Below are 12,106 nucleotides of genomic sequence, written 5' to 3'. Positions count from 1 at the left end.
GTTTGTTTTAAGCCCCTTTAAATTAAAAAGGGGTGTGGAATACTAGGCGCTGTAATAGGCGTTTACCAAAGCAACAACACTTTCTACTAAAGGCACTTTGGCAACACGTACATCTTTATAATACTTACGGGCTTCCTTAGCGGTTGTTTCCCCGATACAAAAGGCAATCCCTTTGGCTTTGTTTTGCTTTAAGAAACTTTGCACTGTAGAAGGGCTGTAAAACATAACGCCATCTAAATCCGCCTCTATTTTTTCAGCATCAAACTTGGTTTGGTAAGCTTCCACTTCATTAACCTTGATGTTATGTTCAGTTAAAAGATCTGGAAGTGTATCTAATCTTAGATTACTACAGAAATAGGTAACTTCAGTACCCTCAATATATTCTACCAAGTAATTGGCTAAATCTTTAGCATATTGTTCGTAGTGTTTTACTTTACCAATACGTTTTTCAACCATACGTTTGGTTTTACGGCCTACGCAATAAATATTTTTGAATTGTAATTCAGTAGCTGAGAAATTAGTTAATAAGGCTTCTACAGCATTCTGACTGGTAATAATTACATTTTCTATTTCGTTACGAATGATGCTTTTAGATAATCGGTTAGGATTAATCTTTATAGCATCGCTACTCTGAGGTACAACCGCCTCATGGAAATTAGCAACTTGATCGTTGGTTAATTTTTTTGTAGAGTAGATATTGGTGATTTTATCACCTTGTGTAAGCTCGTCAATTAAAACCTTGCCGCCTTTACCAATGATATAATCAGCACAGAATTCAGCTAATTCTTCGTGTTTTCCTAAAGGCTCCACTTTAGCCACTTCAATTTTCTTAGAGCCATCAGTACTTAAAAGAATGGCTTTGAAGTTGACTTCTTCGTCTTTAATATAGGCTAATGCACCAATTGGAGCCGTACAACCGCCTTCAAGACGATTTAAAAATTCACGCTCAATTGTGGTACATATTTGGGTTTCTTCGTGATTAATTTCAGCACAAATCGCACAGGTTTCTTCATCAGCTTCTAGGGCTGTAACCATAACCGCCCCTTGAGCAGGAGCAGGAATCATCCAATGTAGGTTAATGGAATTTTCAGGTGTTAAATTTAAACGTCCTAAGCCCGCGCCAGCAAAAATAGCAGCATCCCAATCTTCGTTTTGCTCTAATTTTTCTAAGCGTGAGTTAACATTACCGCGTAAGCCAACAATAGTGTGGGTAGGGTAGCGGTTAAGCCATTGGGCACGGCGTCTTAAACTTCCGGTAGCCACAATTGCCTCTCTTGCAGATAAAAATTCTTCGTTGTGTTTAAAAACTAAAGTGTCATTCACATTACCGCGTTTTAATACTGCGGCTTGTACAATGCCTTTTGGTAAAATCGTTGGCACATCTTTTAGAGAATGAACCGCGATGTCAATACTGCCGTTAAGCATAGCAACATCTAGAGTTTTAGTAAAAACACCGGTAATCCCCATTTCGTATAAGGGTTTATCGAGAACTAAATCTCCTGTAGATTTTATAGGGACAAGAACGGTTTTATGGCCTAATCTTTCAAGTTGTGATTGAACGGTTTTTGCTTGCCACATAGCGAGCTGGCTGTCGCGTGTGCCAATGCGAATAATTTTAGACATTATCTGTAGTTTCTAACTGGAATATTTTTTTGATGAGCTCTATGCTTTCATCAGAAGAGTCACTGTCTTCTCTAAGGTGGTGCGCAAATTGATTGGTAATTTTTTGAATAATGTTATTACTGATCAATTCGGCTTGGTCTTCATTGAAGTCCGTTAATTTTTTACGCTGGTTGTTGAGCTCCGTATTCTTAAAATGGGTCAACTTATGTTTTATAGCCTGAATGGTTGGGACAAATTTTAAGGTGTCTAACCAAGCATTAAATGCGGCTGTAATTTCTAGTATAATAGCTTCCGCTTCAGGAATAAACGTTTTACGCTTCTCTAAAGTATCGTCCGTAATTTTTGCTAAATCATCTAAATGGACTAGCGTAATATTATCGAGTTCTCTAATGTCTTCATTAACGTTTTTAGGAATCGATAAATCGAGAACGAGTAATGGCTTTTTAGTAGAAATTAAATCTTTATACACGGTAGGGCTATGCGCGCCTGTAGCAACAATTGCAATGTCTGAAGCGTTTAATTCTTCAGCTAAGTTATCGTAATCTTTAACAATAAGATTAAATTTTCCGGCAACTTCTTCGGCTTTATCTTTTGTTCTATTAATTAGGGTAATGTGTGGGTTTTTAGTATGTTTTACTAAATTTTCACAAGTATTACGCCCTATTTTTCCTGTACCGAAGAGTAGAATATTCTTTTTAGAAATTTGTTCTACATTATTCATAATGTACTGCACCGAAGCAAAAGACACCGAGGTTGCACCAGAGGATAACTGCGTTTCGTTCTTAATACGTTTGCTCGCTCTAATTACCGAATTCACTAAACGTTCTGTAAAGGAATTTAAAAGTTGGTGTTTTTTAGAGGCTCTTGCGCCTGCTTTAAGTTGAAAGATAATTTCAAAATCGCCTAAAATTTGGCTGTCTAAACCAGAACCAACACGAAACATGTGGTTAATAGCGTCTTTGTTTTTGTGTACGTAGGCCACCTCTTGAAACTCTTCAACAGTCCCTTTTGTGTTATCACATAAGAGTTGAATGAGTTGGTAAGGATGTTCTGCAAAGCCATACATTTCTGTACGATTACATGTAGAAATAACCAATAGGCTTTCAATACCGTTTTCTTTGGCTTGCACTAATATGTTCTCCTTAGCGGTATCGCTGAGGCTAAAATGACCACGCACTTCCGCATCAGCTTTTTTATAGCTGAGACCTATAGCGTAAAAATATTTGCTTTTGTTATGCATGTGTGACGTTCGCTCGTTTACCTGACTTCGGAAAGTAACGGCGCAAATGTAATTTCGATATTTTTAAAAAAACAACGCTAGAAGAACTTTAAGTGTCGTTTCGGGTTTTTTAGCGTTGTTTTTAACGAAAACATGATAAAAATCATACTTTTGTTTAAAATAAAGAGGTTTTAAGCCTTTTGTTTAGAACTAATCTAAATAATACGGAAATGAATTTAGAAAATGCAAATTCAGAAAGTAACGCTAAAGGTACTTTTGATGAAACCTTTTTAGAGGAAGGATTTTTCATTTTAGCCCATAAAAATGAGCATGATACCGTAGAAATTCTTGAACGCAAGATAGATAGTCGTTATATTCAATTTCATTTTTGTACCAAGGGGATGGCTGCTTTTGTCTTTAATGAAGGGCGATATACTTTAAATATTAATGAAGAGACTTCCTTGCTGCTTTATAATCCGGAGCGCGATTTGCCTATTCATTTAGAGTTGCAACCGCATTCTTGGTTGGTGTCCATTGTGATTTCTATTAAGAAATTTCACGGATTGTTTTCTGAAGACACCAATTATGTCACCTTTTTAATGGATGACAATAAGGATAAAAAGTATTATAAGGATGGTAAGATTTCGCCTTCCATGGCGGTGGTGCTTAATCAGTTGATTAGTTTTAATCTTAACAATTCTATTAAGCCCCTCTATTTTAAGGGCAAAGCCTATGAGTTGTTAAGTTTGTTTTTTAATAGAAGTGAAGATGCCGATATTGAACAATGTCCGTTTTTGGTGGATGAGGTTAATGTGGCGAAACTAAAAAAAGCAAAAGATATTATTATTGCTAATATGGCAGAGCCACCAACCCTACAAGAGCTCGCCGATGAGATTGATTTAAGTCTTAAAAAGTTAAAAGAAGGCTTTAAGCAGATTTATGGCGATTCGGTTTTTAGTTTTCTATTTGATTATAAAATGGAAGTAGCACGTAAGCTTTTAGAATCTGGCGATTATAATGTTAACGAAGTGGGATTACGGGTGGGTTACAGTACCGGAAGCCATTTTATAGCTGCTTTTAAAAAGAAATTTGGGACTACGCCTAAGAAGTATATTACGGCTTCTAGTTAGGTTTTAGAACCTATATTCTATTTTTAATAGTACATGTCTTGGTAGTAACCTATACTCGGTGGAAGAAGAGCCAATATCGCTTATTGAGAATGTTCTGTATGTTTCAGTATTAAAAAGGTTTTTACCGGTTAAACCCAGAGACAGTTTGCTTTTTATGAGTTGGTATCTTGCATCAATATCTAAAAAATAATACGTGTTATCCGTTGTTTGTATATTTCCAAAATAATAACGCTCAGATTGAAGCTGTACATCAAATTTATCATTAAAAACAAATGTTAAGTCTAAAAAGCTTTCATTGTTAGTATAAGTGTTATTAATTGTAGTTTCTATCTTGTTTGTTGTCCATTTTGTACCTATATGGTAGTTGAAGACACCTTTAAAACCAGAGCGTAGCTCCAAGCCGTAATTATAATTATTAGAGGTTATGGTTCTTAGGTCTGAATTATTTACAATGTTTTTAAATTCGCTTTTAGAGTAGCCTAAATCTAGTTTTAAATTAGAAGATATAAACTTAAAATAATAATCGAGTTTAGAGTTTATTGTTATAAATGCTCTGTCTTTAATTAATATTTGTCGAGATTGAGTGAAATTTTGTTCAATATCTGTATTGGTAGAAAAGAAATCGTGATTTTTACTGTACAAAATAAATGTATTAGCAAAAAAGCGATCGCTCCAATTACCCAATTGATAATTAAACGAGATGCTAGAGGCATCTAATTGATTAAAACTACTAGTGCCAGTAGAAAACGATCTAAAACCGGTAAGCACAAAGTTGTTATATACATCTAAAATTTTTGCATTAGTGGTATTATAAGAATACGATGAAGTAATTTTATTTTTATTATTTATTTTCCAATCCAGTCCTATGCTTGGGTTAATAAAGAAAGGGTTTTGGCTCTCTGAGCTATTGCTGAATTTTAATTGATTAAAAAGCTGATGTATGTTTAATTTTCCTGTGAGCCCAAAACCGCCTATTTTATAACGGTATTTGCTTTTTATATACAAATCATTAACAGTATAGGTGGTATTGTTTTGGTAATTTATGGGTTGTTCTAAAGTAGTTTCATTTTCTAAGATTGAAAACTCAGTATTTAATTTATCTTTTCTAAATTCATTACCAAATTGAAGTTCTAGTAAATTACCATTAGGTTTTCTATCTAATAAATGTGCGCTTACACCTGCAAATTGCATTTGGTTGTTACTTTGTTGTTTTACATGGTTTGCATTGGTAGCATCTGGAAATAAATCTTGATAAAAAAACTGATTGATGCTATAATTCTGTGGTGCTTCTTCATTGATAAAACGGCCCGTTAGTAGAAATACTTTTTTATCTTTAAACTTATTAGTGTAATTGATTTTTTGGTCAAATAACGTGTTTTGATGCTTTAAATTCTCAAGGGTAGAATTCCCATTAAATGTTAAATTGGATCCATCATTAAAATTACCACTATTAAATTTTGTGGTCGCTTCTAACATTTTGGTTTTAGAGATGTTGTAGGTTACATCTAGTTTACCAAAAGCAATTCTTTTTTTGTTTCTAAAATTGTAGTCTTCAGTATTGGTAAAATTAGTATTGTCTACATTGACAACATTTACTTTGTTTCTAAAAAAATCAGTTTCATCCCAATTAAAAAAGCCTAATGTTTTTATTTTTAATTTTTCAGTGGGATTAAATATAGCATTTAATGAAACCAGTTCTGCGTTATTAAAATTGGTTCTTTTACGTTTAAAATTTAGGTTACTCGTAGATAAATTTAATAAATTACTAACCTGTTGGTCGTCTCCGATACTTGCTGGTTCATTAGAACGAAAAGGTCTAATAAGGTTTTGAATATCTCCTGTAGCATCATAACCAATACTATTGCCATTGGCTAAAAAATAGTATTTGTTTTTTTTACCAAAATTCATAAGGTTACCTTTTAGTTGGTAAAAGCTATCATTACCAATACCTAGTTCTGTATTACCGAACCAAATACGTTTAGCATCTTCTTTTAGCTTCAAATTTAAAGCTACTTTATTGCTTTCTTCAATGTCTTTTAGTAACCGATTGTTTGAGTAGCGTTTTAATACCTCAATCTCTTCTATAGGATAGGCAGGCATATTTTTTGATAATATTTTATAGCCTTTCTCAAAAAGATCGTCTCCGTCAATCATAAGTTTCTCAATTTCTTGATTGCCTACTTTAATTGTGCCGTTACTATCTACATTTAATCCTGGAATTTTTTTTAATAAGTCTTCTACCGTTTGTTCTGTGCCATTAGTAAAGAATCTAGTTTTAAAAAGGATGGTGTCTTTAAGGATAGAAATAGGTTTTTCTGCACGGATAATTACTTCTTTTAAATCTATGGGTTGCTCTTCTAAAACGATATCTAAGTTAGGATAGCTTTGATTTTTTAAAATAGTAATGGAAATGATTTTGGTTTTATAGCCAAGGGAGGAAAACGAAAGCTTAAAATGACCGTATTGATTAGTGGTTAATTTATAGTTTCCATTTTGATCTAAAAATGTATATCCAATAGTTGAAGAGCTAAGAGAGTCTTTTAGAATAATACTTGCAGAAGGAATTGAATTTCCATTTTTTTCTTTAACAAATCCCGAAATAATTGTTTGGGAATAAATGAGACCATTAAAAAGTAATAAAATAAATAGAATTAGTTCTTTTCCTCTTCCCATTCAAATTTAATTTCAAAACCTGTTCTTGGTGTTTTCATTTGAGTTACTTGGACTCCTTTTGGGAGCTTGCTTGCCATTCTTTTAAACTGTGTATTATTGTTAAATTTTCTGTCAGCGTATTGTTTTATTGTTAGTGTTTCTTTCCCTTTTAAAATAGGCTGCAAGTCTAAAGTAGTTTCTTCAGTTTGTTTGATTGAATTTACTTGCCAATGGTAACGTTTAGTTGTGTCATATATTTCCATAATTAGCCCTGGTAAACCACTAAATTTCCAAGGTCCGTAAGGAAGAGGATATTCTTCCGAAAACCAGGCAATATAATTTCTACCTCTAAAGTATAAAGTTGCTTTTTTTAAAAGGTACTTATCAAGCATTTTTTCTTCATCATGAATTTCCCATTTTAATTGTGGGATATTTTCTTCTACTATAAATTGTTCAGAGAATAAATTTATTCTTGATATAAGCGTGTCCTTATTAAAATCTTGATAAAAAACTTTTTTCTTCCCTGCGTAAAATAAATCATATTCCGTGTTTTCATCTTCACTTTGTTTTATGCTAGATTCTGTATTTTTCCCATAAATGAACATGGACTTTTTTTTCGAACTATCTAAATATAAAATGCCTTTTTGTGTGGTTGGTCTTTCGGTATTAAAGGAGATTGTGTATTCTATTTCAACATCATAATTAATATTCTGTGCATAGGTAATATGGGTGATGAAATAAAAAAAGATGATCGAATAAGAAATTATTTTCATGTAAAATATTATTTTAATTTTTTTAAGATTTGCAAGATTATTGTTTTAATTCTTAAGGTCTAAATTAAAAACCAGACCTTAAGAATTGGATTAATTATGTAATGTTATTGATTATTAGTTGAAAATCATTATCCATGATTCAAGGAGAATTCTATTATTCGGGCATCTAGTGCGCATCCACCTTCTATATCTGATAGAACGGATTCCCATGTATACAGGAATATCCCAGTCATATTTCCTTCTTCATCATAATGAGTAACAATAGCACTACACCTTCCATAGAATAATTCATTGTAAGAATAGTTAATTGTATCTATAGATGTGTGTGAGTCTGTGAGCTTTGAATCGTTGTTGTATGTTGATTTATTTGTTTCCTCATTGGCAAAAGCAAAAGTTCCAACTAGTGTAAACGCTAGTATAAAAAAATGATTTTTTCATAATTGTAAATTTTTAAATCTAATTTTAGGTTGTATTAATGGTTAATTATGCAAAGATTTTAGCAAAGAGAAAATATAGCAAAGTGTGCAAATAAAAAATAAACCAGCGTTGGTTTTTGGTATCAATACCTGTTCAAAAAATGACTTAAATGCCTTTGTTTTAAATTTTTATAATCTTTCGAACAGCGTAAATCTAAAAAAAAAAAAATAGAATAAATCAAATAAAAAATAGGTTTTTTTTGAAATAAAACCCATTACGGTTTTTCCGTAATGTTACTGTGGTAAAACCGTAATTGCTAATCTGAAATAATTCAAATTTTAACAATTTTAGATTATGATTTTCCTGAGAATTATATTAGATAACGGTTAATAATTATCACTTCTAGTTGGTGTAACACGTTGGTTATATTTATGGTTTAAAGTAAAAACTTACAAGAATTAGCAGATGAAATAAATCTCAACTTAAAAAAATGGAAGAAGGCTTTAAGCAGATTTATGGCGACTCGGTGTTTAGTTTTTTATTTGATTACAAAATGGAAGTGGCCCGTAAACTATTGGAGTCTGGGGAATATAATGTAAACGAAGTGGGTTTACGCGTGGGTTATAGCACCGGAAGTCATTTTATAGCGGCTTTTAAAAAGAAATATGGGACGACGCCTAAGAAGTATATTACGGCATCGTCATAAATTTCTAATAATCATAATACCCATCGTTATTACTAGCTGTAACACGTTTTCGGTCTTTATAGATGGTTAAATTCATGATTTCGGCATACTGTTCTTCTATTTCTTTGGTTTTGTCTACTAGCGTTCCATAATTTTCAGATTTCGAATAGTTATCTACAACCAATTGATTTGGATTTTTAGGCTTAATAAAAGAAATGTAATGCAAGGCCTCTGTTTTACCAGAATACTCATCATCCTTGTCGATTTTAAAGAAATAGATTTCGGCATTTTTACCTTTATCGGTTATAAAGTTGCGCTTAAAAAGAAATGCAATAGAGTCTTTTTCTTTTTCATAATTGGCCTCCGACAAGAGTTTAGATTTGGCAAATTGTTGTTGGTTAATGCCAATAGGTTTGATGGTATTTAAAAGTTTGGCGTCATCTAATTCTTCTAATAATCGGTATTGATTGTCTTCATCTTTAACCAACTTTTCTTTTAATTGCTGCGGAATGGCTTCGTTTTCTTTTGTTAATAAGACGTAGTACTTTACAAGGGCATTGCTGTCTTCTACATTGAGTAGTTTTTCGAAGAAATCTTGGGCCTTACGTTCTCTTCTGTAGGGGAAAATTAATCGCACATAGGTGGCTAAATTATGAGAATATGAATTGTAGCCATAATTATTACTGTTTCCTAAGGTGCGCTTTATTTCCATTTTAGCGTCGTTAAGCAACTGATTCTTGTATTTTTTATAGGTTTTTAGTTTCACTAAGCCACTATCTTTCACCTTGGCAAGCAAAATATATAAAGGTTGTTTGTACTCTTCTATGGTAGAGTATTCCAAGATTTCTGGAAATAATGAAGCTTTAAGTGCTAAAGAATCTTTCCCCGTGTAGTTGTAAAACATACTGCTTACACTCCCTAATGGTAAATCGCGCTCCATAAGATCTAAAGCAATTTTATAAGAGGCTTTTTTATTAGAATCTAGTAGGCCTTCTAATATAGAGCTTTGCGTCTGCGGATCGGAGTAACTATCGAGATACAGTTGTTCTATAAAGTCTAAATTGTTTTTTAAATCGATCTTAATCAGTTGTTCTACCAAATGCGATTTTATATTGAGCTGATTTTTGTCAAACGGAAACGTCTTTAAAACAGAAATAAGGTCTTTACTGTTGTGTTTTTTAAATTTCACCAAGTCATAGGCTTCTAAAACAATACTATCGTTGGCTCTTAAGGCTTCAAAAAATAAAGGTGTCTTATCCTTTAATGCGTTTTGTCCTAAAAGCGTGTCTTGCGGTGTAAAAGATTCATAAAACTCGGTAACAAATGTTGAAGGTCCACTTATAGAGTCAACTAGCGTCTTTAGTTCATAAAGTACGCCTTCTTTTAAAACATTTTTAACCAATACTTGTTTGGCACTAGCCGAATCGGAATAGGTAAATTTATGGGTATAGGTAGATTCGGTTTTTGAAGTGGAACGATTTCCAATATTAAAGGTCTTACCGGTATTGTAATAGGCTGAATTCTCATTGATTTTCTGTTCTAAATTTTTCCAAAGACTATCTACATTATGAAACATTTGCAGATCATGAAATTTGGTTCTAGAGATCGTAATCTGTTCATTGGCATCCGTAGTATACACGGTTTCATTTACCGTTTGCTCGTAAGCCTTGGTGTTGCCATTGCCGTTATAGTTGTAATTATACGGATTCGGTAAGGGGGCTTTGCCTATGGTTTTAACGGTGAAATGTAAAGTAGTATCTGTGACCTTTTCAAAGTTTTTGTAGGTGGTTTTGTTGAATTTAAAAGATTTAAAATAAGCTGATTTGTCGGCCTCATTGACACCTACATAGCCCAATAAATAATAACTGCCGTCTTTAACTATTGTTTTAAGGTGGAGCTTTTTGTTGGTATTTGGATCTAAAATGGCATAAGATTCATAAGTTTTGTAATCGCCAGCTTTAAAGCCACCTTTAGCTTCTTTTAACTTGTAATTTTTATATAGTGCATGATGGAAGTATTTGGCCTCAAAACTATCTTCTTCAATATAAGAGAGGTCATTGAGTACTACTTCTTCTAAAAAATAATACGCATCATCCTTATAGCCTTCAATTAATTTTTTACCAAAATTATGGAGGTTACTAGAAATGTAATATTCAGGAAAACGCACTTGAAACTTTTGTTGCGGAGCCGTAAAGGTTTGCATGTTGTCTGCAGGTGTTTTTAGTGCTAAGCTGTTAAAAATGGCACCTTCATGTTTAAGTACAAAGTCACTGCGACCTGCAAATTTTATGATAATAATTTCTAAAGGCGTTTGGTAAATATGGTATTTCTGAAATTCGCCTTTCTTCGTTTTATTCACTATGCTTATTCCAGGATAAGGTGTGGTTAGCGCTTTCTTTTTAATGATGTCTCCAGGGATATCTTCATACAATAAACGGTCTATGACGTCTAAAGTAATGTTAGATTTTTCGTTGGGTAAATACTGAAATCGGCTTATTCTATTCACGGTTAAATAAGCCCCATTAGTCATGTCTGGATCGAGATAATATTTTTGGCCTCCATAAGAGAATTCCCTTAATTCGTCATAAGTATTAAGGCTTAAAAAACCATCGGGAGTGCTATGAGTCTTGAGGTTTGGGGCAATAAAAAGACTATCTAATTTGGTCTTTTCTAATTTGCTATAGTTGGTTTGCTCAGAGGTTAGTGCTTTTACCGTATAACCTTGTTGTCGTAAAAGGTTAATCATCCCCTTTTCTCCCGGAAGGTGAGCGGCGCCAACACCTGCAAAAACAGATTTTGTAGGCATTAATTTTTCTAGAGCAATGACCATATTTTCATTACGGATATAAAGCATGTTTTTTCTAAAAAACGGCGTGTTTACTCCGGCACCAATAGAATCTAAGAGGTCTAAGTTTCGGTCACGGTATAAGTTTTCCTGAATTAAATAGGGATTTTCTTTGGCGTAAAGTTTCTGAATCCAAGGCTCTAACTCTTTTTTATTGGCGTTATAAGCCGCTTTAGTAGTAAGGTATCGTGATTCTTCTAAATCTTCTAAGGCATATATTTTTTTGTTGTTCTTTTTTCCGGCCTGAAAAATAAACATGTCTAAATAAGTTTCTTCTTCAAAATTATCTGAGGCGGTATTTTTGCGGTATAAATAAGCGTTTACAGCATTGTTATCCATACGTACAGCACCACGGATGGCCATTTCTTCAGGGTGGGTTAATTTAAAGGCATTGGTATAAAAATCATCATTATAATCGTTATAAGCGGCCATTTGGCTAAGCATAATATTGTAGTTAAAGCCGGGCCATGTGGTAGGGTCAGACTCTAAGGCAATACAATCACTTTGGGCTAAGGCTTTATAAAAAACATCATCGAGTCTAAAGGCTACTTTTTTACTCACGTGCATAGTGCCGTAGAGGTAAGAAGGCTGTTCTAAGCCGTTTCCTGTAATTTCCCAAAGTAAACTTTGGTATTGCTGTTGTGCAAAACCTAAAACAGAACTGAGCGCTAGAAATATAAATGTGATGTTTTTCATAATATAATTTAAGTGGCAGGCGTCAAGCAATCTAAATACAATACCTTGTGAGGTAGAATTTGGTGA

The 12,106-nt window shown here is 33.2% G+C and carries 6 protein-coding genes and 1 pseudogene; 2 read left to right on the top strand and 5 right to left on the bottom strand.

Features of this window, described 5'->3' with window-relative positions:
- Window positions 1-42 precede the first annotated feature (42 nt).
- On the bottom strand, window positions 43-1,623 hold the full coding sequence (gene hemC / locus DFQ08_RS01400) for a hydroxymethylbilane synthase (RefSeq protein WP_114308007.1): 1,581 nt from the start codon (window positions 1,621-1,623) through the stop codon (window positions 43-45).
- Window positions 1,616-2,863: a glutamyl-tRNA reductase gene (hemA, locus tag DFQ08_RS01395; protein WP_114308006.1), complete on the bottom strand. Its 1,248-nt coding sequence runs from the start codon at window positions 2,861-2,863 to the stop codon at window positions 1,616-1,618. The genes hemC and hemA overlap by 8 nt, the downstream gene beginning before the upstream one ends.
- Window positions 2,864-3,072: 209 nt before the next feature.
- Here hemA and DFQ08_RS01390 point away from each other — a divergent pair, with 209 nt between their 5' ends.
- Window positions 3,073-3,972: a helix-turn-helix transcriptional regulator gene (locus DFQ08_RS01390; RefSeq protein WP_114308005.1), complete on the top strand. Its 900-nt coding sequence runs from the start codon at window positions 3,073-3,075 to the stop codon at window positions 3,970-3,972.
- 3 nt (window positions 3,973-3,975) lie between these two features.
- Here DFQ08_RS01390 and DFQ08_RS01385 read toward each other — a convergent pair whose 3' ends face one another.
- Window positions 3,976-6,645 carry a carboxypeptidase-like regulatory domain-containing protein gene (locus DFQ08_RS01385; RefSeq protein WP_114308004.1) on the bottom strand — a complete coding sequence of 890 codons (2,670 nt, stop codon included), beginning with the start codon at window positions 6,643-6,645 and terminating at the stop codon, window positions 3,976-3,978.
- Entirely contained in the window at window positions 6,624-7,397 is a 774-nt protein-coding gene (locus DFQ08_RS01380) for a GLPGLI family protein (protein ID WP_114308003.1), read from the bottom strand. Before DFQ08_RS01380 ends, DFQ08_RS01385 begins: the two co-directional genes overlap by 22 nt.
- An 863-nt stretch (window positions 7,398-8,260) precedes the next feature.
- Here DFQ08_RS01380 and DFQ08_RS01375 point away from each other — a divergent pair.
- Window positions 8,261-8,520, top strand: a pseudogene (locus tag DFQ08_RS01375) (helix-turn-helix domain-containing protein); the annotation flags it as partial.
- 4 nt (window positions 8,521-8,524) lie between these two features.
- Here DFQ08_RS01375 and DFQ08_RS01370 read toward each other — a convergent pair.
- Complete coding sequence (locus tag DFQ08_RS01370; RefSeq protein ID WP_114308002.1) at window positions 8,525-12,040, bottom strand: TraB/GumN family protein; 3,516 nt, start codon at window positions 12,038-12,040, stop codon at window positions 8,525-8,527.
- Between the last annotated feature and the right edge of the window lie 66 nt (window positions 12,041-12,106).

This window comes from Winogradskyella arenosi, from assembly GCF_003337305.1.
In the GTDB taxonomy this organism is placed as follows: domain Bacteria; phylum Bacteroidota; class Bacteroidia; order Flavobacteriales; family Flavobacteriaceae; genus Winogradskyella; species Winogradskyella arenosi.
This window is presented reverse-complemented; position numbering and strand designations above follow the sequence as displayed.